General features: G+C 44.5%; 22 protein-coding genes and 1 pseudogene. 16 read left to right on the top strand and 7 right to left on the bottom strand.

What is annotated here, in order from left to right; all coding sequences use genetic code 11:
• The first annotated feature begins 42 nt into the window (after positions 1-42).
• The gene (locus tag DWX91_RS10850) at positions 43-1,233 is read left to right on the top strand and encodes a pyridoxal phosphate-dependent aminotransferase (RefSeq protein WP_107001247.1); all 1,191 of its coding nucleotides are present in this window, start codon (positions 43-45) and stop codon (positions 1,231-1,233) included.
• Between the two features lie 38 nt (positions 1,234-1,271).
• The gene (gene ytvI, locus DWX91_RS10845; protein WP_118538862.1) at positions 1,272-2,387 is read left to right on the top strand and encodes a sporulation integral membrane protein YtvI; all 1,116 of its coding nucleotides are present in this window, start codon (positions 1,272-1,274) and stop codon (positions 2,385-2,387) included.
• A gap of 13 nt (positions 2,388-2,400) precedes the next feature.
• On the opposite strand, the gene DWX91_RS10840 is transcribed toward ytvI, so the two are convergent.
• Positions 2,401-3,342 (bottom strand): AraC family transcriptional regulator, encoded by a 942-nt coding sequence (locus DWX91_RS10840; protein ID WP_118538860.1) that lies wholly within the window; start codon positions 3,340-3,342, stop codon positions 2,401-2,403.
• Between the two features lie 505 nt (positions 3,343-3,847).
• On the opposite strand from DWX91_RS10840, the gene dapF (DWX91_RS10835) reads away from it, so the two are divergent.
• The 11 genes from dapF (DWX91_RS10835) to DWX91_RS10790 all read left to right on the top strand — a co-directional run bounded on the left by dapF (DWX91_RS10835) (position 3,848) and on the right by DWX91_RS10790 (position 14,820).
• Entirely contained in the window at positions 3,848-4,708 is an 861-nt protein-coding gene (dapF, locus tag DWX91_RS10835; RefSeq protein ID WP_022358537.1) for a diaminopimelate epimerase, read from the top strand.
• A 220-nt stretch (positions 4,709-4,928) separates the two neighbouring features.
• The gene (locus DWX91_RS17475) at positions 4,929-5,486 is read left to right on the top strand and encodes a hypothetical protein (protein ID WP_243024432.1); all 558 of its coding nucleotides are present in this window, start codon (positions 4,929-4,931) and stop codon (positions 5,484-5,486) included.
• Positions 5,477-6,247: a glutamine synthetase family protein gene (locus DWX91_RS17470; protein WP_243015248.1), complete on the top strand. Its 771-nt coding sequence runs from the start codon at positions 5,477-5,479 to the stop codon at positions 6,245-6,247. The genes DWX91_RS17475 and DWX91_RS17470 overlap by 10 nt, the downstream gene beginning before the upstream one ends.
• A gap of 31 nt (positions 6,248-6,278) precedes the next feature.
• Positions 6,279-6,833, top strand: coding sequence for an ANTAR domain-containing response regulator (locus tag DWX91_RS10825; RefSeq protein WP_118293585.1), 555 nt, complete (start codon positions 6,279-6,281; stop codon positions 6,831-6,833).
• Positions 6,834-6,879: 46 nt separating this feature from the next.
• The gene (dapF, locus tag DWX91_RS10820; RefSeq protein ID WP_107001241.1) at positions 6,880-7,680 is read left to right on the top strand and encodes a diaminopimelate epimerase; all 801 of its coding nucleotides are present in this window, start codon (positions 6,880-6,882) and stop codon (positions 7,678-7,680) included.
• Positions 7,681-7,752: 72 nt separating this feature from the next.
• A complete protein-coding gene (locus DWX91_RS10815; protein WP_118538858.1) occupies positions 7,753-8,553 on the top strand; it encodes an N-acetylmuramoyl-L-alanine amidase in 801 nt (266 codons plus the stop codon).
• 170 nt (positions 8,554-8,723) lie between these two features.
• Complete coding sequence (locus tag DWX91_RS10810) at positions 8,724-9,356, top strand: AAA family ATPase (protein WP_022358543.1); 633 nt, start codon at positions 8,724-8,726, stop codon at positions 9,354-9,356.
• 131 nt (positions 9,357-9,487) lie between these two features.
• Complete coding sequence (locus tag DWX91_RS10805; protein ID WP_118471878.1) at positions 9,488-10,870, top strand: MATE family efflux transporter; 1,383 nt, start codon at positions 9,488-9,490, stop codon at positions 10,868-10,870.
• Positions 10,871-10,902: 32 nt separating this feature from the next.
• Positions 10,903-12,591 (top strand): 23S rRNA (uracil(1939)-C(5))-methyltransferase RlmD, encoded by a 1,689-nt coding sequence (gene rlmD, locus DWX91_RS10800; protein WP_118538856.1) that lies wholly within the window; start codon positions 10,903-10,905, stop codon positions 12,589-12,591.
• A gap of 200 nt (positions 12,592-12,791) precedes the next feature.
• A complete protein-coding gene (locus DWX91_RS16415) occupies positions 12,792-13,019 on the top strand; it encodes a hypothetical protein (protein ID WP_147354396.1) in 228 nt (75 codons plus the stop codon).
• Between the two features lie 193 nt (positions 13,020-13,212).
• On the top strand, positions 13,213-14,820 hold the full coding sequence (locus tag DWX91_RS10790; protein ID WP_118538851.1) for a phage/plasmid primase, P4 family: 1,608 nt from the start codon (positions 13,213-13,215) through the stop codon (positions 14,818-14,820).
• A gap of 784 nt (positions 14,821-15,604) precedes the next feature.
• Here DWX91_RS10790 and DWX91_RS18155 read toward each other — a convergent pair.
• Together DWX91_RS18155 and DWX91_RS10785 are read right to left on the bottom strand one after the other, a co-directional pair.
• Positions 15,605-15,733: a hypothetical protein gene (locus DWX91_RS18155; RefSeq protein ID WP_412693887.1), complete on the bottom strand. Its 129-nt coding sequence runs from the start codon at positions 15,731-15,733 to the stop codon at positions 15,605-15,607.
• 334 nt (positions 15,734-16,067) lie between these two features.
• Positions 16,068-16,460 carry a hypothetical protein gene (locus tag DWX91_RS10785; RefSeq protein ID WP_118538849.1) on the bottom strand — a complete coding sequence of 131 codons (393 nt, stop codon included), beginning with the start codon at positions 16,458-16,460 and terminating at the stop codon, positions 16,068-16,070.
• Positions 16,461-17,287: 827 nt separating this feature from the next.
• Between DWX91_RS10785 and DWX91_RS10780 the strand changes: the two genes are divergently transcribed.
• From DWX91_RS10780 to DWX91_RS10770, 3 genes are all read left to right on the top strand, one after another.
• The gene (locus DWX91_RS10780) at positions 17,288-17,896 is read left to right on the top strand and encodes a ParA family protein (protein ID WP_118538847.1); all 609 of its coding nucleotides are present in this window, start codon (positions 17,288-17,290) and stop codon (positions 17,894-17,896) included.
• 75 nt (positions 17,897-17,971) lie between these two features.
• Positions 17,972-18,229 carry a plasmid mobilization protein gene (locus DWX91_RS10775; RefSeq protein ID WP_118538845.1) on the top strand — a complete coding sequence of 86 codons (258 nt, stop codon included), beginning with the start codon at positions 17,972-17,974 and terminating at the stop codon, positions 18,227-18,229.
• A gap of 151 nt (positions 18,230-18,380) precedes the next feature.
• Positions 18,381-19,550: a DNA methyltransferase gene (locus DWX91_RS10770; RefSeq protein ID WP_182435073.1), complete on the top strand. Its 1,170-nt coding sequence runs from the start codon at positions 18,381-18,383 to the stop codon at positions 19,548-19,550.
• Between the two features lie 41 nt (positions 19,551-19,591).
• Here the strand turns inward: DWX91_RS10770 and DWX91_RS10765 are convergent, their stop codons facing one another.
• The 4 genes and pseudogenes from DWX91_RS10765 to DWX91_RS10750 all read right to left on the bottom strand — a co-directional run bounded on the left by DWX91_RS10765 (position 19,592) and on the right by DWX91_RS10750 (position 24,005).
• Complete coding sequence (locus DWX91_RS10765) at positions 19,592-21,100, bottom strand: recombinase family protein (RefSeq protein ID WP_107001168.1); 1,509 nt, start codon at positions 21,098-21,100, stop codon at positions 19,592-19,594.
• Between the two features lie 400 nt (positions 21,101-21,500).
• Complete coding sequence (locus tag DWX91_RS10760) at positions 21,501-21,701, bottom strand: hypothetical protein (protein WP_107001169.1); 201 nt, start codon at positions 21,699-21,701, stop codon at positions 21,501-21,503.
• Between the two features lie 489 nt (positions 21,702-22,190).
• Positions 22,191-22,612, bottom strand: a pseudogene (locus DWX91_RS10755) (sigma factor-like helix-turn-helix DNA-binding protein).
• An 856-nt stretch (positions 22,613-23,468) separates the two neighbouring features.
• Positions 23,469-24,005 (bottom strand): hypothetical protein, encoded by a 537-nt coding sequence (locus tag DWX91_RS10750; RefSeq protein WP_107001171.1) that lies wholly within the window; start codon positions 24,003-24,005, stop codon positions 23,469-23,471.
• Positions 24,006-24,294: the final 289 nt, after the last annotated feature.

The raw sequence follows: 24,294 nt of genomic DNA, 5'->3' as shown, positions 1-24,294 counted from the left end.
AATTGCCGCATTGATCAATTTTATAGAAAAGAGGGCAAGCCAATGATTTCAGAAAAAATGATACCGCTTATGAAAAATAACTCCGCCATCCGTATGATGTTCGAAGAGGGCAATAAGCTGGCGGCGAAATATGGACGTGAGAATGTATTTGATTTCAGCCTTGGAAACCCGAGCGTACCGGCTCCGGCAGAGGTAAATCAGGCGATTCAGGATATCGTAAAGGAAGAAGATTCCCTGTTTGTACACGGATATATGTCCAACGCAGGCTATGAAGATGTGCGCGAGACGATCGCACAGTCGTTAAACCGCCGGTTCGGCACCTCCTTTCACGCAGGCAACATTCTGATGACGGTCGGTGCGGCAAGTGGCCTGAATGTCATTTTAAAGACCCTGTTAAATCCAGGAGAGCAGGTCATTACCTTTGCACCGTACTTTGTAGAGTATGGTTCCTATGTCCGCAACTATGACGGCGAGCTGGTGGTTGTATCTCCGAATACGGTGGATTTCCAGCCGAATCTCGTTGAATTTGAGGAAAAGATCAACGAAAAAACCAAGGCGGTCATCATCAACACCCCGAACAACCCGACCGGTGTTATTTATTCCGAGGAAACACTGCAGAAGATTGCAGCAATTTTGGAAAAGAAACAGAAGGAATTTGGCACATCGATCGTGCTTCTGTCCGATGAGCCGTACCGTGAGCTGGCTTACGACGGCGCGGTTGTACCGTATGTGACAAAATATTACCGCAATACAGTGGTTTGCTACTCGTACAGCAAGTCCCTGTCCCTTCCGGGCGAGCGTATCGGTTATCTGGTAATCCCGTCTGAGATGGATGAGAGCGCAAATGTATTCCAGGCGGCAACGATCGCGAACCGTGTTCTGGGCTGTGTCAATGCGCCATCCCTGATGCAGAGAGTCATCAAGCGCTGCGTAGATGCGAATGTGAATCTGGAAGCTTACGACCGCAACCGTAACCTGCTTTACAACGGACTGAAAGAGTGCGGATTTTCCTGCATCAAGCCGGAGGGCGCGTTCTACCTGTTCGTGAAATCCCCGGTGGAGAATGAGAAGGAATTCTGCGAGGTATGCAAACAGTACAATGTACTGGTAGTACCGGGAAGTTCATTCGCTTGCCCGGGTTATGTGCGCATCGCATACTGCGTATCGTATGGGCAGATCGAGAGATCGCTTCCGGCATTCAGAAAGATTGCGGAACACTATAATCTGGTATAGCGAAATTGCATCATTGCCTCGGAAAGGAAAAGGATGAGATGAAACGATATCTTAGAATGATTCTGAATATTGTGATTCCGTTCCTGGGTCTATGTCTGGTCATCTTTTTAGGTCCCAGGCTTCTGCGCTTTTTCATGCCGTTTGTGGTCGGATGGATCCTGGCACTTTTAGCAAATCCGCTGGTCCGGTTTCTGGAAAGGCGCGTGAAGCTGGTGCGGCGCCACGGCTCGATGCTGATCATTATCGCGGCGCTGGCGATCGTGATCAGTCTTTTTTACGGGGCGGGTCTTCTGGTTTACCGGGAAATGGGAAGTTTTCTGGCGGATGCACCGGAAATATATCAGAGTGTGATCGCTGAGATCGGGGATGCATTGCAGAATGGGCGGAAGCTTGCAGAATATTTTCCTCAGAATTTACAGCCGCCGCTGCTGGCATTTTCGGATAATCTGGATGGTTTGTTTGGAAAACTGGTATCGCGGGCGGCGGAACCGACCGTGCAGATCGCCGGACATGTGGCGAAGAGTATTCCGAATCTTCTGGTAAATATGGTCATTACTATCCTGTCTTCGTATCTGTTTCTGGCGGACCGGGAGTCCATCATGCTCTGGCTGAAGGGGCATCTTCCGGCATTTATATTCCGCTATATCGAGTATATGAAACGGGACGCAAAGGGAGTGATTGGAGGATATTTTCTGGCACAATTCCGTATCATGTGTGTGGTGGCGCTGATTCTTGCGGCAGGATTTTTGGTGCTGGGTGTCCGCTACGGTGTCCTGTTGGCATTTTTGACGGCGATTCTGGATTTTCTGCCAATCTTTGGAACGGGAACGGTGCTGTTTCCATGGGCGGTTGTGAAGCTGTTCGCGGGGGAGTATGCGTATGCGACCGGGCTTATCCTGCTCTACATCCTGACGCAGGTCGTCCGCCAGATTATCCAGCCGAAGATCGTCGGGGAGTCGATGGGATTGCCGCCTCTGATGACCCTGTTTCTTTTGTATCTGGGATTTAAGCTGCGCGGGCTGACAGGCATGATTCTGGCGGTGCCGGTGGGGCTTGTCTTTATCAATTTTTATAAATATGGGGCGTTTGATTCGATGATCCGGAATTTCAGGATGCTGATGGAGGCGATTCAGAAATTCCGGAGGGAAGAATAGGGAGGTTTCCTTATTATATAGTAAAATTTTCTTTGTAATTTAATCTGGATAAATTATGCGGCGTATCGCGATATTTTTTCTTATATGCCCGGAGGAACGCAGCATAATTGCGGAATCCGGATTGATAGCAGGCTTCTGTGACGGGGGTGCCCCGGCGCAGGAGCTCGTTTGCGTTTTGGAGGCGTTTTTCGGTCAGGTATTCGGTAATGGTGTAGCCGGTTTCCTGGCGGAAGAGACGCATCATGTGGTATTTGCTTATGTAAAAGCGGGCGGCGAGCTGGTCGATCGTATGGTCTTCTTCCGGGTGTTCAGAGAGGTAGCGCATGAGTTCCAGGATTTTTTCGCCGGAAGGGGAGGTCGGAACGTATTCCCGATGGTTTTCGGAGGCGGCGCGATCGAGGTGTACCATAAATTCCAGGAATAATAAACGCAGAAGAAGCCCGGAGCCATAACTGCTGCCACCAAGGGATTCAAAGTTAGCATTATCTGTGCCATTGTCATTTGTACCACCTGCCTGATAGGCATTTTCCAGTCTTGACAGCGCCTCTAAGAGCGGCGTCATGGTAAGGGAACCGAGGCGCAGAACATCGGACTGCTGTTCTCTGGCAAGCTGGAAACAGAGGTCGAGCGCACAGTCAGCACAGGAGAATGCATCCAGACATTCCGGCGACAGGTAGAGGATGATACGCTCATATCGGCTGTGGTATGGAACGACCGGCTTGTGCAGGCAGTGCGCGCCGACGAGGACGATGTCGAGCGGGCGGAGGTGGTAGGAACGGCCTTCCACGATGTAGTCCGCTTCGCCATTTAACAGGATCAGGACTTTGTGGAAATCATGATAGTGGTAGGCAACCGGTGTATCCATCTGCCCGCGCAGGTGGAAGAGGCGGAATTCGTGGTTGAGGTAGCCGCGTTTTTCGTAGGCGGGGGATTCGTGGGTGGTATTTTCTGACATAAGGGGACTCCTTTTTTGAGTGTATTGCAGGTTGATTGTTGCGGGAAATTATATCTTGTATAAATGCATTGAGTTTGTTGTTTTCCTCTGAGATAAATATGTTTTGAAACACAGATATTTCATTTCTTAGTTCATATTATATAGCATTATATGCAATATTTAAAGCATGATTCTTCTATTAAAAGCTGCTATATTTTCTTAAAATTGAAATTAAAGAAAGCATAGATGGAATATTATGAAAATGCAGACATATTCAAAATATAAATGGATATGCATGATAAAGTGATTTCGAGAACGGAAGTAGAATAGAAATCATTGATGAAAGGTAACTGTTCAGTAGGTCTGCGCATTTACTGCGCTGACCGTACGAAAACATGGGTCAGCAGGCAAAAATCCCATTGCCGTAGGCAATTTTAATGGATTTTTGCGCGTGACTGTGAAGGTACTGAACAGTTACGATGAAAGATTTTTATGGTATTGATTAAAAGGGGCAGGAGGTATCGCGATGAAACAGGTTGTGCTTGAAAAATATCACTGTATGGGAAATGATTACCTGGTGTTTGATCCAAATAAGAATGATTTGGAATTGAATGCGGAGAATATCAAGAAGATGTGCAGCCGTCATTTTGGCATCGGCGCGGATGGCATTCTGGCGGGCCCATATCTGGGGGAGAATGATTTTTATGTACGCATCTACAACGCGGACGGCAGCGAGGCGGAGAAGAGCGGCAACGGCATGGGTATTTTTGCAAAATATCTGCGGGACGCGGGATATGTGCAGAAAACGACGATCTCCTGGAAAACGCTGGGAGGCGAGGAGACAGTCTTTTATCTCAACGAGGATGCGACCCGTGTGAAAATTTCGATGGGACATCCGACGTTCTGGAGCGATGAGATTCCGGTGACCGGCGAGCGGCGGGAGATGGTAAACCAGACGATGGTATTTGGAAAGATTCCGTATGTCACGACTTGTCTTTCAATGGGAAATCCGCACTGTGTTATCTGGATGAATGAGATTTCGAAGGAAATGGTGTGCCGGATCGGCGAGCATTCGGAAACATCCGAATATTTCCCGGAAAAGGTCAATACGCAGATTTTAAATGTCCTTGACCGGACGAATATCCAGATCGAGATCTATGAGAGAGGCGTTGGATATACGCTGGCGTCCGGAAGCTGCGCCTGCGCGGCGGCGAGTGCGGCATACCGCCTGGGACTTGCCGATCCGCATATGTACGTCCATATGCCGGGTGGCACGCTGGAAGTGGAAATCAAGGAGGACGGCATGGTTTACATGGTCGGCGAGGTCGGCTATGTGGGACATATCCAGTTGGGAAATGAATTGAGCGAACAGCTGCGGATTAAATAAAAAAGTATTTGACAGAAAAATATCGGACTGCTATATTTTATTTATAAAAATTGTGAAAAGAATGACAGGGGCATTCTCACACAGCAAAACGATCATAAACGTATGCTTGAAATTTTTGGGGCTGTATAGGCAGGAAAATTTTGGGCGTATATGAAAAGAGGGCGAGGGGGCTGACTGGAAACAGAGACAGCTGCCTCGTTTTTTATAGGAGGAAATGGCGATGGGAGAGAATACGAACCGATCCGAACCTTTTTTTGATGAAGATGTTGATTTGGTAAAGCTGCAGTTTACCGATATTTTTGGACAGTGCAAAATGGTCCAGATGACGCGGAGGCAGGCGGAAAAAGCGATGAAAGAGGGGTATGCAATCAACCGGTTTGCGCTCGGCGGCTTACAGAAAGCTGGGATCGAGGGCGCGGCGGCGCCGGAGTATCTGACGGACCAGAGCGAGAGTGTGGAATTGTACTTGAAGCCGGATGCATCAACGTATCAGGTTCTTCCGTGGGATTCCGGGCAGGAAAATGTAGCGCGCGTGATCTGCCAGGTCTGCAATGCGGATGGGACGCCGTCCTGGACGGATTCGCGTCATATTTTACAGGAAACGGTAAAACGTGCCGAGAAGATGGGACTGGACTTTGATTTTGATTTCCAGTGTGAGTTTTATCTGTTTCACACGGATGATGATGGGAGACCGACGACGGTGACGCATGAGGTTGCCGGGTATTATGACGCGGGACCGATCGATTTGGCAGAGGCGTCCGCCGGGACATGGTTCTGAGCCTGGAGGAAGCAGGATTTGCGGTCGAGAGCACGCATCATGGTCTGACTGCCGGACAGCACAGCTTCGTCCTTCCGGCGCGCCGGGGCATTGAGGCAGCAGATTATTTACAGACGTTCAAGGCGGCGGTCAAACGGATTGCGAAACGCCATGGTCTGCATGCGACTTTTATGCCGAAGCCAAACATGAGCGGCGACGGATCGGGGCTTCATGTGGGCGTGTCGATCTCTTCCAGACGGGGCGCCGAGGCGATGGCGCAGGCGAAGCAGTTTGCGGCAGGCGTGCTTAAAAATCTGAGCGATATGATGATTTTCACGAATCCGACCGTCAATTCATACAAACGTCTGGCGGCAGAGCGGAGCACGGTGTTCCAGCCGGAGTTCCCGGCGGCTGTGTGGGAAAAAGGAAGTGAAAAGGCAGTTCATGTGAAGGAAGACCGGAACGGACGTATTTCCGTGGAAGTGCAGTTCCCGGATCCGTCTGCGAATCCGTATCTGGCGCTGACGGCGATCCTGGCAGCAGGACTGGAAGGAATCGAGAAGGCGCTGGTGCTGGATGAAGAAGCGGGCGATGAGAATGCGCCGCGGTTCCCGGAGACATTGGGGATATTGCTCCAGAAGCTGGATCAGAATGAATTTGCACACCGTGTATTTGGGGAAAAGTTCTGCCGGATGTACGGCGAGGGCAAGAAAGAGGAGTGGGAACGCTTCTGTGCCTATGTGACGGATTGGGAGACAGCGGAATATCTGTATCGTTGTTAGGGGGTACGAAATCGCAGTGAGGTGAGACCACGTGGGAAACATCATAGTAGCATTTTCGAAGCCGCAGGACGGACGAAATATTAGAAATATACTCGTAAAACATGGAATACAGGTCACAGCCTCCTGCACATCGGGCGCGCAGGTTTTAGCGTCAACCGATGATTTGCGAAGCGGGATTGTGGTGAGCGGCTACCGGTTTGGTGATATGACCTGCCGGCAGCTTGCCGACCAGCTGCCGCCGGGATTTGATTTGCTTCTCATTGCTTCCCCAAGCCGGTGGAGCGGCGAAGCGATGGGAAAGATTGTCTGCCTGCCGGCGCCGTTTAAAATGGGAGATTTAGTTTCAACGGTCCGCATGATTGAGCAGACGCAGGCGGAAAAAAGACGGCGGATGCGTCGCCAGCCGCCGCAGAAGCGCAGGGAAGAGGATCAGAAAGCGATCGACACCGCAAAGGCGATTTTGATGGAGAGGAACCGGATGACGGAGCCAGAAGCGCATAAATATCTGCAGAAATGCAGCATGGACAGCCAGGTCAGCCTTATTGAGGCGGCACAAATGGTAATCAGTCTTTACAAAATGGCGTAAGATCCTTTACAATAGGATCAAAAAGGCAGAAGGAGCAGCAAAAACGATGAAATTTACAAAAATGCAGGGACTGGGCAATGATTATGTCTATGTCAACTGTTTTGAAGAAACGGTAAACGATCCGGAGAAGCTGGCGATTGCCGTCAGTGACCGCCATTTTGGAATTGGTTCCGACGGATTGATTCTGATTACCCCATCCGAGGTGGCAGACTGCCGCATGGATATGTACAATCTGGACGGTTCCCGCGGCGCGATGTGCGGCAACGGCATCCGCTGTGTGGGAAAATATGCGTATGACCACCATATCGTGGACAAGCCGCAGATTTCTGTTGAGACATTGTCCGGGATTAAATATCTGGATATGAAGGTCGAAAATGGCAAAGTAACGGCGGTCACTGTCGATATGGGCGAGCCGGAGCAGACTTCCGAGCTTCCGGAGAAGATCGAGGTAGATGGAACGGAATACGAATTTACCGGAATTTCCATGGGAAATCCGCACGCCGTTCTGTTTATGGATGAGATTGATTCCCTGGATCTGGAGACGATCGGACCGAAATTCGAGTTCCATAAGCGTTTCCCGGACCGTACCAACACCGAGTTTGTCAAGGTCATTGACCGCACACACGTAAAAATGCGTGTCTGGGAGCGCGGATCCGGCGAAACGATGGCATGTGGAACAGGTGCCTGCGCGGTTGCCGTTGCATCTATTCTGGCAGGGCATACGGAGGATGAGGTTGAGGTCGAGCTGCTGGGCGGCTGCCTGCAGATCCGCTGGGACCGCGAGAAAAACCGCGTGTTCATGACTGGACCGGCGGTGGAAGTGTTTAGCGGGGAGTATGAGGAATAATTAAACAGGAAACTTTGGGACTTCTTTCACATATGGTAGTAGTACAACGATATGTGAGAGGAGTCTTTTCTTTTGGAAGAAAAAAAGAAAGTGATGATAGATGCCGGGCACGGCGGAACGAAAGATCCGGGAGCAGTATTTGAGGATCGGATGGAAAAGGACGATACCCTGCGTCTGGCGCTGGCAGTAGGGAGGATTCTCGAGGAAAATGGGGTGAATGTCGTCTACACGCGGTCAACGGACGTTTATGACACGCCCTACCAGAAAGCAGAGATGGGAAATGAGGCGGGCGCGGACTATTTTGTTTCCCTGCACCGCAATGCGGCGAGTGAGCCGGGAAAAGGTTCGGGCGTCATGACGCTGGTGTACAAGACAGGCAGGGAATCAGAACAGCTGGCGGATTCAATACAGAGAGAGCTGGCGCGCACCGGATATGTGGATCTCGGCGTGATCGAGCGCCCGGATTTGATTGTGCTGCGGAAAACGCAGATGCCGGCGGTTCTGGTTGAAGTCGGATTTATCGACAATCCGGAGGATAACAAGCGGTTTGACGCGCAGTTTGACGAAATTGCGGCGGCGGTTGCATCTGGGATTCTAAATGTAATCGATGACGACATGGATCGCCGTCCGGTGGAAGAGAGCGACTATTATTACCAGATCCAGACGGGGGCGTACCGCATCCGATCGCTGGCAGAGCAGCAGTTAGAAGAACTGCGCCGTATGGGATTCCCTGCATTTCTGGTGTACGATGGGACGTATTTCAAGCTTCGGGTCGGTGCGTTTAAAAATCTCGACAACGCTGTGCGGATGGAACGGGAACTGCGGAAGGCGGGATTTCCGACGGTGCTTTTGTATGAGAGGGAGGTGAAGTAGGGGAGAAAAGCTGAAAAACAGGCACTATCTGAAAATAAGAATAGAATGACTTATTTGATTGATTTTTACTGTGCTTTTTGTAAAAATGAATGGAAAAAATCCCCTCATTATGGTATGCTGAAGATAGAAAGCAACATGCATTTTCTTGTAGATAAAGGGAGGGGTTTGGTATGTCAGAGAAGAAAAAAATTATCATCACGATTGCGAGGCAGTATGGAAGCGGCGGTGCGGATACGGGCAAAAAGTTGGCGGAAGATCTGGGGATCAGTTTTTATGATAAGAACATTCTCCGTATGAACTCAGATGAGAGCGGTATCAAAGAGAGCTATTTCCATCTGGCAGACGAGAAGGCGGGCAACCGGCTTTTATACAAGATTATCAATACATTGACACCGGAAAAGGGCGCACCGTCGTTCGGTTCCGATCTCATTTCAGCCGACAATTTGTTCCGCTTCCAGTCGGAAGTGATCCGGAAGCTGGCGGCGGAGGAATCCTGCGTCATCATCGGCCGCTGCGCGGATTATGTGCTGGACGGCACCGAGGGACTGATTCGTGTGTTCCTCTACGCGGATATCAAGGTGCGCGAGGAGCGCGTGCGTGAGCGGAATCTCTACGCGGACAAAGATGTCCTCAAAAATATCCACCGGATCGACCGGGAACGCCGCGATTATAATCGTTATTATGCAGGGCGCGACTGGGAGAAGCCGGAGAATTACGATCTTTTGATCAATACGACGCAGATTGGTGTGGACGGGGCAGTTCAGTTGATTAAGGATTATTTAAAAATGAGGGGGCTTTTGTAAGGGAAAAAGAATGACTTCCACTTGCAATTCAATATAGTATCGTGTAAAATGGCACATGCAGCCGGGCGAATACGAGAGTGTTTGGACGGCTGTATGTGCTGTTTTGCTATTATTACAAGTAAGGGGAAAATATGAAATATCAAAATGATATTGACAAAATGAATACGAACCGGAATTTATTTCTGATGTCGCTGCCGATTTTCGTGGAGCTGTTATTGCAGCTTTTGGTCGGAAACGTCGATCAGATGATGGTAAGCCGGGTGTCGCAGCCCTCGGTGGCGGCGATTGTTAATGCGAACCAGATCATGAACCTGGTGATTATCGTGCTGAGCATGGCATCGACGGCGGTTACTGTGATTTTGTCCCAGTATCTGGGCGCGCAGGATGAAAAAAATGCATCCCGGACCTGCATGGTCTCGATCGTGCTGATCGGCGGCGTCAGTCTTGCGGCAACGATTCTGGTTTTTGCCGGGCACACGCCGCTTTACCGGGCGATCCATGTGCCGGAGGAGGTTTTTGATGAGGCGTCGCTGTATCTGCTGATTGTCGGTGCATTTATTCTGGTGCAGGGACTTTATCTGACTTTCTCAGCGATGATCCGCGCATTTGCCATGGTAAAGGAAGTCATGATTATATCAGTTATCATGAATGCCATGAATATTGTGGGAAATGCGATTTTAATCAACGGCTGGTTCGGAATGCCGCAGCTTGGGGCGGTCGGGGCGGCGATCTCGACAGATATCAGTAAGTTAGTTGGTTTGGCATTGATGATCGGAATGTTTTTCAAGAGCCGCCGCGTCAAAATGGGAATGAGTTATCTGCGTCCATTTCCGGTGCAGATTTTAAAAAATCTCTGCCTATTGGCAATTCCGACAGGGGTCGAAAGTTTTTCATATAATCTCTCCCAGATGATGATTCTGGGAATTGTTAATTCCTTTGGCACGCTGGTTACTGTAACTAAGGGATATTGTACGATTTTTGCCAATATTGATTATGTCTATGCGATGGCGATCGCGACGGCAACCCAGATTGTGCTGGGCTACCTGATCGGAGCGCGCCGTCTGAATGATATACAGAAACGAGTGAATGCGACACTGAAGGTTGCGATTGCGGCATGTGTCGGTATGGCGGTGCTGATGTGCCTGGGAGGCAAATACATTTTCCTGATTTTCACAGACAACCCGGAGATCATTGCGCTTGGACGGAGGATTCTGGTGATTGAGATTGTGCTGGAGATCGGGCGCGCGGTCAACATTGTTATGACCAAATGCCTGATTGCGGTCGGCGATGTCCTGACCCCGACCACGGTCGGAATCACCTTCCAGTGGGTCGTAGCTGCCGCCGGCTCCTGGTTGCTCGGCAGCAAGCTCGGCTGGGGGCTGGAAGGCGTCTGGATTGCAATGGCAGCTGATGAATGCGTGCGCGGACTCATTTACGCGGTGCATTTTAAGAAAGAACGTTGGAAGAAGAATTTTAAGGGCGTGAAGACGGAAGCAGAGTTGGGAGAGGCGTAGAAGATAAGCGAAGAAAGAAAGTGTGAGAAAAAATGAAAGAAACAGGATGGAAGAAGACGGCAGGGAATGGTTCTGATGGAAAAAGAACGGAAGGAAAGAAATCGTTTGGCCGGGGGGAGAAAACAACTGGATTTTCCAAGAATAGTGCAAAAGTGGGAGTCAATGGGGAAAAACAGGGAAAAGCTGCTCGTAAAGTGTCTGGAGTTGAGGATAAATGGGGCACACATGGGGACAGGAAACGAAATGTAGGGGAAAAAGACGGTCAGAAAACGGTTCGTGGTGGACAGCGTGGAAAAACAAAATGTCCGATTTACCGTGAGTGCGGTGGCTGTCAGTATCTCCATTTAACCTATGATCAGCAGTTAAAAGAAAAACAGAAGCGCATGGAAGAACTGCTGGGCGGTGTCTGTCCGGTTCGTCCGATCATTGGAATGGAAGAGCCGTATCATTACCGCAATAAAGTTCATGCGGTATTTGGATTGGATCGGAAAAATAATCCAATTTCTGGCATTTACAAAGAGGGGACACATCGGATTCTTCCGGTGGATTCCTGTCTGATTGAGGATCAGAAAGCAGACGAGATCATCGTGACGATCCGGAGTATGCTTCGTTCGTTCAAGATCCGTGTTTTTGATGAGGACACCGGATACGGTCTGCTGCGTCATGTATTGATTCGCCGCGGCTTCACAACCGGCGAGATTCTGGTCGTTTTGGTGACAGCATCCCCGGTATTCCCGTCGAAGAACAATTTCGTCAAGGCGCTTCGTGAAAAGCACCCGGAAATTACTACGATTGTCCAGAATATCAACGGCAGAAGCACCAGTATGGTACTGGGGGACAAAGAACATGTACTGTATGGAAAAGGATATATCGAAGATGAACTCTGCGGACTCCGGTTCCGTATTTCGTCCCGTTCCTTCTATCAGATTAACTCAGTTCAGACTGAGAAGCTGTACGGCAAGGCGATGGAACTGGCAGGACTTACAGGCAAGGAGACGGTACTGGATGCTTATTGCGGCATCGGTACCATCGGACTTATCGCCAGCAAGCACGCAGGCAAGGTGATCGGTGTAGAGTTGAATCAGGATGCAGTGCAGGATGCGGTGCAGAATGCGAAGAAGAATGGCATCAACAATGCACAGTTCTTCTGCAATGATGCAGGCCGGTTCATGTCTCATATGGCAGCCAGAGGCGAGAGTGCAGATGTGGTATTTATGGACCCGCCGAGAAGCGGAAGTACCGAGGAATTTATCGATTCGGTAGCACTTATGCAGCCGAAACGGGTGGTATACATCTCCTGCGGTCCGGATACATTGGCACGCGATTTGAAAGTATTCGCAAAGCATGGTTATCGGGCGAAAGAAGCATGGCCGGTGGATTTGTTTGGGTGGACGGGGCATGTGGAGACAGTTGTTCTTTTGGGTAGGAAAATGGTCAATGACAAAAGTATTGAGTATATGCACGTAGATTATGAGCCGGAAGATGATGAATATCTTAAAGGTATCAAGGGTTCTGCGACCTATGCAGAAATCAAGAAGTGGATTAAGGAACAGTATAATGTTTCTGTATCATCGTTATACATTGCTCAAGTAAAAGACAAATTAGGTTTTGAGAAGCGTGATAATTACAATAAAGGTGCCGAAGGTCATAAGGTGCCGAATTGTCCGGCTGAGAAGCGGGAACTGATTATGAAAGCTTTTAAGCATTTCAAAATGATATAATGAGGTGGAATGAAAAGACCGTCCGTATGGGCGGTCTTTTTTTTGTATGTTCTGAAAAAAAAATTTGGCTGGATGCGTTACTTGGCAACACGTTTAAAGAGATTAGTGAATTATTGGGTAGGAAAGTCTTGAAATCGAAAATCTATTATGATACAGTTTTATTAAACCGTAGAATAATACAGCGAAATGGAGGAATAAAGATGGCAAAACAAATGGGATGGACAAATCCGATTCCTGCTGGGGAAAGAACATTTCTTACAATGAGAGAGGTTGGTAGATACACAGGTATCAGTTATGATTTAGTCAGAAAATACGTTAAGGATAGGGAATTTGAAGACTATATTACAGTAGGAAGACAGCATAAAGTCATGGTAGATAGAATTGCTTTTGAGAACTTTATTAAATCTAAAAAACATATTGAAAAATAAAATTACATAAAAAAATAGCAACTGTGACTGGGAATCATCGTTGCTATCAAGGAAGTCAGTGCTAATTTAAAAGGAACGTCACAAACTTCATTGTTTCTGGATTTATGCTCATATATTAGCATATTTTGGCACTGACTTCAATAGTAAAGCGTAGATTTTATACAGAAAATTATTGAAAGGAGTGTCATTTTTTATGGCAAGAACATACGAAGAAACAATCTATGATGCAACAGTAGATGCTGTGAATGATGCATTAGCACAGCCAAAGCTGCCATCACCAGATGAAATTAAAGGTAATATTTTAGATAACAGCAGGAACGCAGTTGAAATGTATAACTCGATTGCTCAGCCAAGAGCAAAGTGGAAGGTGCCTACAGAGTTGGTTCCGTTCCAGGTCGCATATGTAATGTCGAGACTGCATTATGTTGCATTGATTAATATGAGTGAAGTTGAGACGAATCCAGACCGCATGGTTCTTGGTGTATACATGGATGAAGGCAATGATGAGGGAATCTATACGACAAATGAGACAACGATTCGTTCAATCGCTAGACAATATAAAAGGAGTCTCTCTCGTAAAGAATTCCAGGAGATGATGGATATTCTGCGTGAGGACGTACCGACAGTAAAGCGTTGTGAGGAACAGAATCTGGTTCCTGTTAATAACGGAATCTTTGATTATGATGCAAAGAAGTTGCTGCCATTCACGCCAGATAAGATTTTTGTTGCAAAAGCCAAAATCGATTACAATCCGAATGCAAGGAATGTAGTGATTCATAATAGTCTGGATGGTACAGACTGGGATGTGGAAAGCTGGATGAATGAGATTACGGATAATAATCAGGGTCTGACAAATCTGCTGTGGCAGGTATTAGGAGCAATCATCAGACTGAACGTTCCCTGGAACAAGGCTTGTTTCATGTATTCAGAATCCGGTAACAACGGTAAGGGTACACTGTGTGCACTTATGAGAAAGCTTGTCGGCGAAGGTAGTCACACATCCATTCCGTTGAATGATTTCAGTAAGGATTTCATGCTGGAACCACTGATTGGTGTTTCAGCGGTTATCGTTGATGAGAACGACGTTGGTACATACATTGACAAGGCTGGTAATCTGAAAGCTGTTATCACACATGATATTGTTCAGATTAACCGTAAGTTCAAAGAACCGATTTCTTTTAAGTTCAGAGGGTTCATGGTGCAGTGTCTGAATGAGATGCCAAGAGTGAAGGATAAGTCAGATTCGTTCTACAGAAGACAGCTGTTCATTCCATTCACAAAGTGTTTTACAGATGTCGAAAGAAAATACATCAAGGATGATTATCTGTGTCGTACAGAAGTGCTTGAGTACGTGCTGTACAGAGTGCTGCACATGAACTATTATGAATTCGATGTGCCGGAAGAATGTAAAACAGCATTGGAAGAATACAAGGAGTTCAATGACCCAGTAAGACAGTTCATGAGTGAAATCATGTCTGAATTACAGTGGGATTTTGTTCCGTTTACATTCCTGTATGACTTATACAAAGAATGGTACAAGAAATACGTTGGAAAACAGGAAGTAAAATCATTACAGGTGTTTATCAAGGATGTTCTGAATCTGCTGAAAGATTATCCAGACTGGTCTTGTCCTGACAGTAAAAAGGCTGTCAGACCTAAGAATATGATGGACAAGCCGGAATGGATGATTGATGAATACAAGCTGGAAGGTTGGTATAGCACTACATACAAAGGAAATGATTTAGATAAAAAATGCTGTCCGACTAAAAAATCAAGTTACAGAGGCATTTTAAGAGTGTAATACAGAGTGATAGTACAGAAAATGTGCTATCACTTTTTTGTTTTTAGGGATTTTTTGAAAAATGTAGCAGAAATGTAGCACGAAACGTGCTACATGAAATCCGTTGACTGGCGCTGGATTTATCCATTTGTAGCAGATGTAGCACGTTTTTTTAGACCATATACGTGTGAAAAAATAAAAAAATCTAAAAAACATTGATTTATGAGGGTTTTACTTTGTATCATTATGATGTTATCTATAAGTGTATTTTACTTTGTATCATTATGATATTATGTGTAATCTTGATAAATCCGTTGATACGTAATGGATTTGAATTTAGTGTAGACTAAAATAAAAAAAATATATAAAAGAATGGAAAAAAACGTGCTACACGTGCTACAAAACACATGAATCCCTTACCCAGTACTGGATTTATGCGTAGCACGTCGTTTTTTTGTCTGCTACACTGCCTGCTACAAAAACGCTGAATCCGTTGCTGGGCACTGGATTTATGCGTAGCACGAAACGTGCTACATTTTTTTGGCTTCTGCATTTTCAGATGCTGATAACATCTATCATCACATTTTCCATGTATGCAGTCAGCAGAACAATTCAAAACCTATCGTTTAACACGCCGTATTACCTCACCACGCGTATAAAATCTCAAATCTGTAAAATCCCCCGATTTTCTAAAAAATCTTCACCACGCGTTCATACGGCACCTTAAAACGCTATATCTATGATTTCTTGTGTATTACACGAAAAAATAATCCCTACTCGTTTCCGGGTAGGGATTTTTGTTTACTTACTTGTTAAGCTGACCTTTGGTAGCCATGTAGAGCTTAGCAGTGCTCCAGTCTGGATGAGCTTCCTTCATGTTGTTGTAAACTTTTCTGAAAGTGTTCTTTGCTTTGAACCATTCTTTAGCTGTCATAATCGTAATCTCCTTTTCTTTTGCGTATGTGTAAATTTTATTATTTTCACAATTAAACCCGAAGACTGCGCAAGCAGTTAAAAATACATCGTTACGATGGATGGAAAGGAGACCGAAGGTAAGAAGGTTTTGTTAGCATATTCTGCTAAGCAATTCAGAAACCATCGTTTAACACGCCGTATGACGTCACCACGGGCATAAAATATCAATCCTGTAAAATTATACGATTTTCTGTAAAATCTTCGCTATACCCAATATTCGGGTGTTATACGGCTATATGTAAAAAAATTACCCACGGAAGCGTTTATGCTCCGTGGGTTTTGTTCTTACAGACTTAGTCAGTGATGTCTTCTGTCTCTACTGCTTTGTATCTGCAGTCTTCCAGATTTTCATCATCAATAGAGATGGTCATGCCGTCTTCACTGTCTGCACTGTAGAATTCTTTCTTTTCACTTATTACTTCGCCGGTTTTATTATCGAAGGTAACTGAATGTTCTGCATGGAACATGCGGACAGCGTAGTTACTGCTAATCATTGGTCCCCAATAGTAACAGCCTGTATCTATCATGTGGTTGATATTCATAGCGATGATGTACATTTCTTTACTTCTGTAATAGATTGTACATGTATTGTCTGTTTTGAATTTGTCTTCAAACACGATGTTTTCCTTTTTCATGATGTCTGGAAATGCTTCCTTAGTTAATTTCTGCCATGCTGTAGTGTTCATAATTTTCTAGTCTCCTTTATTTTTAAACGTTCTACGATGATTTCTAATCATTTCATAATGACCCTCGGTCGATGTGACGATAGTCACATCTTTTACAATCCTGTTCACAGGATTGATTTTTGTCGTAGACTTTATAAGAAATTCATTGAAAAACGCACGTTTATGTGCTAAAATTGCTACATAGGGTAGGAAAACAAAAACAAGTTGCGTAGCAGATATCTTGATTTTGTGTGAATACTCTTGTCACTCCCTGTACGGGAGTGTGAATTGAAATACCCAGCTTCATACAGCATAACATCGCATCGGGTCACTCCTTGTATGGGAGTGTGAATTGAAATCGGCAAATAAGTCGGAACGCTGGGAGCGTAAAAACACCATGGGCAAAATATGTCACATAAATTGGTCAAATTTTGGTCCTATTTTGCCCATATTTTCCCATCGAAATTTTTTGAACAATCTGCTGAAAATGCAGTTTTTATATATTTTATATTTATCATGTAGATATTTAATAACTATAAAGTATTTACTTAATATATATTCTTATATTCCCTTTTAAAACCCATGGATTTTTTCATGGGCATTTTTTGTGCCATAAATTGGTCAAATTTTGCCCAAAATATGGCACATGTTTGCCCAAATTTTTCCCATTGCTTAAAATCATGATTTTGCGATACACGATGAAATTGACATCCTGTATATTTTGGGTAGGAAATTTTATGTATCCTATTGCAATCCGCATCTGTATTTATTATAATAAATATAGCTATTTAATGAATATAGAATATCTATAAAATAGATACAAAGTATATATAAAAGGAGTGATTTACATGAAAACAGTAGTGTTCGTGTCCGAGAAGGGCGGGGTAGGAAAGACACGTTTATCAGATGAATTATATTATTACTATACAAGACAGAATGTTCCTGTGTCGCTGTACAGCTTCGATGGACAGTACAAGAACAGGAACGATGATAAGAAGGTAGACAATCCAGAAGTGTCGATTGTAGATACACCGGGTAGAATCATGGATGATAAGACTGTAGAGGCTATCCAGGGTGCAGATGTGGTTGTGATTCCAGTGCGACCTACGGGCGGCAACCTTGAATCATTTACGCGTACAGTTTCACTTGTAAAGGAGAATACGAACTGTCCGATTGTTATCGTTGTCAATGGTACCAACAGATTTACAGCGTCAGCATCATTTATGGAATGGCTGCAGAAATACAGACAGAAAGAGACTCTTGATACTGTATTGACCGTTCTGCAGTCAGAAGTCATTGTACAGGCTGAAAATTACAGCTGTTCTGTTAATGATATTAACAGGCGTTCTTTGGCAGCACGGGCTGTAAATATGATGTGTGATAAAATCAGTGAGCTTGCAGGTCTGCCAGTTGAGAAACGAGAGGCAAAGAAGAGCAAGAAACTGATTGCAAAATAAATATTCAGTATCTATAATATAGATATGTAATATTTATTTTTAGACGAACATGCAGAATGTAAGGAGATGATTGAGATGCCTAGAAAAAAAAATATGAAAAGTCTTTTAGACAGTTTTGAACTTGATACAGAAAAGGAACATGAGGCGGCTGTGACAGCAGCGTCGAAGACACCGAAGAAATCAATCGGTGGAGATACAAGAGCAACAGCACTTGTATCAATGACCAAGGATGAGAAAGAACGTCTGACAACAAAGGCAAAGGCACACGGCTTGAGCCTGTCTGCGTTTTTCAGACTGGCTGCTGATGAATACATGAATACACATAATTGGTAATACATGTATGAAGAGATATGTGGAGTGGAATCCGCAGCAGCAGTAGGTTTTGTGGGTATGTGGGTAACTCGGAGAGTTATCCATATATCCATAAAATAGATATAAAATATATATCGTATAGATATGAAGTATATAAGAAAGGATGCGTATTATGGCAAATATTAATGAAACAATTTCTGAAGTTGCAAAGTTAAACCCAGAGCTTGCACATCAGATTCAGAAATATGTAAAAGACCATTCGTATGGTTTGGTTTTTGAACATAATTTACCGGAAGCAGTTAGGCTTTATAAAAAGCAACCTGCTGTAGGTGATACAGTGAATATTCTTGCACCTCGTGGACAAAAGGAAACGGAAGAAAATTCTGTTCCTTGGTGTGTGAAATATATTGATAATGGTATTGCATATCTTGAACATGATGGAGAAGCAAAAGATGTTCCATTGGAAGACATCTGTGTCCTTGTAAGTTATAGAGACGTTATCTATCCAGGATTAAAAGAGATTGACCGTGTAGAACGTGGAAATCCAGAAGACCCATATCATATGGTGATTAATTCTGAGAATTATCATGCGTTAGAAGCACTGACATATGCATATGCAGGAAAGGTTGATTGTATCTATATTGACCCACCATATAATAACAGGAATAGAAGTTGGAAATACAATAATGATTATGTAAGCGATGAAGACCAATATAAGCACAGTAAATGGTTGGCTTTTATGGAACGCCGTTTAAAATTAGCAAAACAATTATTGAATCCAGACGATTCTGTATTAATTGTTACAATTGATGAAAAAGAATATGCACGACTTGGTTTATTGCTTGAACAAACTTTTCCGAATGCAAGTATTCAGATGATAAGTATAACAATTAATCGAAAAGGTGCGAAACGAGAAAAGATGTTTGCAAGAGCAGATGAGTATATTTATATTGTGTTATTGGGTAATGCTTCTGTGGTTTTGCCTAAAGGTGATGGCTCGGAACAGGAGGTTAGATGGTTTTATCTTAGAAGAACGGATTATGCGTCTCGAAGAGGAACTAAAAAAGGTGGTATTGCTCAATTTTATCCAATATATGTTGATGATAATACAAAAAAAATCATAAGGATAGGTAATCCATTGGAACCAGACGTTGATAGAAATTCAGTGGAAAAAATTGATGGAGCGACAGCTGTTTTTCCAGTACGTGATGATGGTGTAGAAATGAACTGGGGCGTGACCGGGGAGTCTTTGCAAAATTTATTAAACGAGGGACTGGTTCGTATAACAGATGGTAAGCAACGGTGTACAAGGGGTACAAACAAGATTAAAAAGAAAAGATAGATTTGAAAGTAAGTAGAGTGGGATAATCCAGAAGTTAGAGCTTAGATTTTCCACTCTACTTGAACGTGGTCGCTAGTTGCGCTGATTGAAATAATCAGGCCGTCAACGGCTTTCCTTTTGTCGTCAAATTCAATGCTGTCCCAATGGTCGAGGTAATAAGAGAGTTCCTGCTCCTTTTGGGGTGACATTGTTTCAATGGACATTTCCGCAATCTCCTTTGAAATGGTCTGGCGGCGAGTGTCCAGTTCTTCAATTTTTTTGTTAGCATAGGCAAGAAGTGTTGCGTTGGCTCCGGTTAGCGTATCAAGTAGTTTTTCAATCTCGGCTTCAACTTGCGCCAGTTCAATTTGATGGGCGGTCAGTTTGGGATTGACTTTTTCCTCCCGGCTATGGCGGACTTGAAAATTTTTAAATCTCGCCCGCATAGCACTGAAAATAAATTCCTCAAATTCAGATTTACGGATTTTACCACAGCCCGGGCAGCCTTTATTTTCAGTCCGTTTACTACAGCGAAAATAGCCTTCGCTGTTCGGAACGTGTGTTGCCTTTAAGGCATATCCGCAACACCCGCATTTAACTTTTCCGGCAAGCCATGTATTTTTCGGCTTACGTCCTTGTTGAAAACTCTTATTTGTCATTAGCTTCTTCCTGCATTTCAGCCATACATCAGACGGTATGAGCGCTTCATGTGGAGCGATTACAAGTATCTGGTCTTTCAGGCTCCTGTCTTTATCCTCCTTCACGTCCCGGCCCTGATAGAGATAACAGCCATTGGTTCCGGCAAAATCGGAAGCGTCATTGACAATAGCCGCCCCCTGGCTTTTAAAAAATTCGTAGAGTTCTAAATCTGCTTGTGCGTAAACAGGATTTCTTAAAAGCTGTGAAATAAAGGTACGGAATAGCGATTTACCGTAAACTTTGATGTTCTGTTCCTCAAAGTACCGTGTAATGTCACCAAAAGACGTTTCCGGCTCGGAATACATTTCAAACATGAGCTTTACATATTGGGAAGTTTCGGGGTCTGCCACCATCTTTTTTGTGCGGATACCTTCAACCACTGTCGGCTCCAACTGATAACCATAGGGGGCCTGTCCGCTCATGTGAAAACCTTTCAGGCACCGGGAGTAGTAAGCGTCCGTGACGCGTTTCTGGATTGTCTCACGTTCAAGCTGTGCGAATACGATACAAATATTCAGCATGGCCCGCCCCATTGGGGTTGAGGTGTCGAACTTTTCTGTGGACGAAACAAACTCCACGTCATATTCCTGGAACAGCTCCATCATGTTTGCAAAGTCCAGAATGGAACGGCTGATTCTGTCCAGCTTATAAACGATTACCCGCCGCACCCGGCCCTTTCGGATTTCTCCTAACAGCTTTTGAAACTCCGGCCTGTCCGTATTCTTCCCGGAATAGCCTTTATCCTTGAATACTTTACAGCTTCCGCCTTTCAGCTCATACTTACAAAAATCAATCTGGCTTTCAATGCTGATACTGTCCTTACGGTCTACCGACTGTCTCGCGTATATACAATCTTCTCTGATAATGTCCATATTGGGCTCCTTCCGTATGGAATGGAGCTACCAACCTTACAATTATATTATACCATAGGCAGCCCCGGACAACAATGTTGCGGTTGATTAGTAAAATCTGTCCGTGTATTTACTGAACACATCATATAAGTGATTTTCGATTTCTCTTTTTCGCTTGTTCTTTTCATCCGGGGATAGTACCGGAATTAGATTTTCCAATACGATAAGTTTCCCTTGAAAATATACGGATTGTTTTTCGCTTTGGTATGTAACAGATTGAACCATCGAAAACCTCCACTTTTCAGTACGGATGAACAGCGGCCAGCTTCCCTCTTGTCTGCTGGGGAAACCTAAAAAAGCGGCTCCCTGGAAGGAACTGCCCTTTGAGCTTTCCCCAGCCTCGGGCCACGTTGGCCCGAAGCTAATAATCGCCGTTATAATATTTCTGTTCAGCCTCGTTGAGTGTGTATAAGTCAAACACTCCATAAAGCTGATTTACTACACGGCTAATATCTTTATGGGTGAATCCACAGTCCTGCATGGCCATAATCACATAGCCCCGGCAGGCGTCATTACTCCATATATTCAGCGTTAATTCTGGACTAGATATATTTTCCTTCATAAAATTCTCCTGTTCATAGAAAAATATGGGCCCAGCCAGAACGGTTGCCCTATCATCAGACAGTAATAGAGGAAGGGCCCCACAGGTTAGAAAGTTTTTTCAGATAGACCGGACGGACAGTTGGCTTTTTGTCCCATAGCATTTCAGCTCTCCCCATTCTGATGGCAAGGCGATCTCATTACCTGCGACGGCTCACGGTTCGCAACACCGCTGCACGCTCGGATTGTGACTAATCGCAAGTATCCGGGTTTTGTGTTTTGTCCGGCAGACCTGCCACAGTCTGCCTACGGCATGGGCCTGGTCGCTCTCTCTAGTGTAAAAATAGAGGTCATGGCGGGCCTGTCACTGGACACAAGCACCCTTCGTATCCGTCTATCTTTTATTCAGTTTTCAATCTGCGTGAGGCGTGTCCCGCTTCGGGCCAATGTGGCCCGAGGCTTTGACTGCCTCTCATAAGCCATTTCATTTTTGAGGCGAAATCGGTACACCTTATAAAAATTTTTTTAAAATTTTTTCCAAGTTCCGAAGGCCGCGCTCAATGGCGAGCCGCACGACCTTTTCATCCACACCCTCGGCCCGGGCAATGTCTTGTTTCGTCAAGCCGAGAATGAAATGAGCGTAAATGCGCTTTGCCTGTTGTCGGCGAGTCGTGAGATGGCGGTATAGAGTTCTTGTATCGTCACTTTACGCTCATACAGTTCATAGGGAGAGAACGCAACGAAAAGCGCCTCATGCTCAATTCCATCATTCCGATCCAGGGAGTAATAGGCTTTGTGCCGGTATGTACGCAGACGGTAAGCGGCTTCCTTCCGGTCAAACTCCTTGAACATTTCAACAACATCTTCTGGTACTTCCATAAAGTAGTCTGACGTATAAAAAGGGTAATAGTCCCGTAAATTTATAATAGCCATATTGAACCTCCGCTTTGTTTTGTGATGGATGGACAACAAAACAGAAGCGGCGGGGAGCGTATATGTAGGCTGAAATTTCTGAAATTTTCAAAAAATAACAGTGAAAAATCTATAAAATAGTAAAGATGGCTACTCGTTCTAAAAAAGCCTCGACAGCTTATCTCAAGACTGGCTCTGTTTCGATAGCAAATCCTGAAATAAGGTGTCGAACATAAAAAAAGCTCAAACAAATAACAGCTTGTTTGAGCCTTAAAAAAGTTTAAATTGGAATAAAACTCCTCCCATCTAGGAGGAGGTAAAGCAAAAGGGGCGTTGCTTCATCTATTTTTTCTCAATAATCTAACTCATGTTATTAGCAACCTCCGCGTAAAAATCTCGTAGTTCTTTTATTATCATATAATGTATTTTTTGCAAAATTTGTCGTAGATAGGAGGCAAAAATAAAAAAATAGATAGAGGATATGTTAATGGTTAACGTACCTCTACTCTATCTAATTGTTACTAAAAATTTTCTTTTAAAAAGGTTGTTACAAAATCTATCTAATTGTTACTAAAAATTTTCTTTTAAAAAGGTTGTTACAAAACAGACTCAATTTACTATATATAGTATATGTCAATTATTAAATCTACCATATACAGAACATTACTTTTCTCTTTGCAACAACCCTTTTAAATTGTATAATTGCTTTCACTTAATCAGCATTATTTTTTATCTGATTGAATAGCCATCCTATAATTCGAGCTATACAGTATAAAACACCAAGTCCAAGGACGGAGCATACAACTAGAAAAAATATAGACATTGCCGACATATTTACATCAACACCTTTTTGAATAGGACTCTACTTATATTATTCTTAATTTAATACGGTAGAAACTTCTCCATTAAAAACTTCCGTTCTTAAAGCGAAAGAAAGTGTTCCTACTCCGCCGACTACATTTGCTCTCATAGAGCCAGTCACTTCGGCCGCTTTGCTTGAGGTAGATGTTGCACGGCCAATGGCTAAACTTTCATCTTCAACCGTTCCGCCAACACAGTAGGTATTTAAATCACGTGCATTAGAAATTTTCCACTGGCTACCACTCTTTGATAAGTCAAATCTGTAATCCATACCTGCGACACCCCAAAATGCATCCGATTTCCACGTTCCTTCAGTAGCAGGATCACGAGTTAAAGGAGGCGTATAGCTAAGTGTCACTGTTACCGGCTGACCGTCCTTCTCGAAATGTAATGTTTCCGAATAGGGCTGGCTTTCGTCAAAATTATTCAGATCGACACTGAATGTTTGTCTCTGTTCTGGAGAATCAGCAGCAAGAGCACTAAATGCGCTACCAACTACCATGAGACTCAGCGCTACCAACAGACCCAATGCCTTTTTCAAACCTTTCTTCATAAATGACCTCCTTGAGACTTTACCATAGTAACAAACTCAGATTTTTTAGCGCCCACCATTATGTAAGGCACTATTCTCTCAAATTCTCCTCCTCTATAGCCCCAATGGTATCCCTCCCTTTACTAATCGGTTATGAGCTTTTTATAACTAACTGTAGTATACCACAGAATCCCTATATATGCAATATAATCTAAAAATGGTAAATAAAACTTAATAAATTGTTAATTATCAACATATATCGTATATTTTTCTGATATAAAAACCGGGTATTCAAGTTTTGTGTTTTGAT

This window comes from Clostridium sp. AF22-10 (assembly GCF_003478725.1).
In the GTDB taxonomy this organism is placed as follows: domain Bacteria; phylum Bacillota; class Clostridia; order Lachnospirales; family Lachnospiraceae; genus Otoolea; species Otoolea fessa.
Note: the sequence above shows the minus strand (reverse complement) of the source record. Positions and strands in the feature narration are given on the sequence as shown.

Coding starts and splice junctions, on each gene's coding strand:
- DWX91_RS10850 (WP_107001247.1), top strand. CDS start 43: ATGATTTCAGAAAAAATGATACCGCTTATGAAAAATAACTCCGCCATC.
- ytvI (WP_118538862.1), top strand. CDS start 1,272: ATGAAACGATATCTTAGAATGATTCTGAATATTGTGATTCCGTTCCTG.
- DWX91_RS10840 (WP_118538860.1), bottom strand. CDS start 3,342: ATGTCAGAAAATACCACCCACGAATCCCCCGCCTACGAAAAACGCGGC.
- dapF (WP_022358537.1), top strand. CDS start 3,848: ATGAAACAGGTTGTGCTTGAAAAATATCACTGTATGGGAAATGATTAC.
- DWX91_RS17475 (WP_243024432.1), top strand. CDS start 4,929: ATGGGAGAGAATACGAACCGATCCGAACCTTTTTTTGATGAAGATGTT.
- DWX91_RS17470 (WP_243015248.1), top strand. CDS start 5,477: ATGGTTCTGAGCCTGGAGGAAGCAGGATTTGCGGTCGAGAGCACGCAT.
- dapF (WP_107001241.1), top strand. CDS start 6,880: ATGAAATTTACAAAAATGCAGGGACTGGGCAATGATTATGTCTATGTC.
- DWX91_RS10810 (WP_022358543.1), top strand. CDS start 8,724: ATGTCAGAGAAGAAAAAAATTATCATCACGATTGCGAGGCAGTATGGA.
- DWX91_RS10805 (WP_118471878.1), top strand. CDS start 9,488: ATGAAATATCAAAATGATATTGACAAAATGAATACGAACCGGAATTTA.
- rlmD (WP_118538856.1), top strand. CDS start 10,903: ATGAAAGAAACAGGATGGAAGAAGACGGCAGGGAATGGTTCTGATGGA.
- DWX91_RS16415 (WP_147354396.1), top strand. CDS start 12,792: ATGGCAAAACAAATGGGATGGACAAATCCGATTCCTGCTGGGGAAAGA.
- DWX91_RS10790 (WP_118538851.1), top strand. CDS start 13,213: ATGGCAAGAACATACGAAGAAACAATCTATGATGCAACAGTAGATGCT.
- DWX91_RS18155 (WP_412693887.1), bottom strand. CDS start 15,733: ATGACAGCTAAAGAATGGTTCAAAGCAAAGAACACTTTCAGAAAAGTT.
- DWX91_RS10785 (WP_118538849.1), bottom strand. CDS start 16,460: ATGAACACTACAGCATGGCAGAAATTAACTAAGGAAGCATTTCCAGAC.
- DWX91_RS10780 (WP_118538847.1), top strand. CDS start 17,288: ATGAAAACAGTAGTGTTCGTGTCCGAGAAGGGCGGGGTAGGAAAGACA.
- DWX91_RS10775 (WP_118538845.1), top strand. CDS start 17,972: ATGCCTAGAAAAAAAAATATGAAAAGTCTTTTAGACAGTTTTGAACTT.
- DWX91_RS10770 (WP_182435073.1), top strand. CDS start 18,381: ATGGCAAATATTAATGAAACAATTTCTGAAGTTGCAAAGTTAAACCCA.
- DWX91_RS10765 (WP_107001168.1), bottom strand. CDS start 21,100: ATGGACATTATCAGAGAAGATTGTATATACGCGAGACAGTCGGTAGAC.
- DWX91_RS10760 (WP_107001169.1), bottom strand. CDS start 21,701: ATGAAGGAAAATATATCTAGTCCAGAATTAACGCTGAATATATGGAGT.
- DWX91_RS10750 (WP_107001171.1), bottom strand. CDS start 24,005: ATGAAGAAAGGTTTGAAAAAGGCATTGGGTCTGTTGGTAGCGCTGAGT.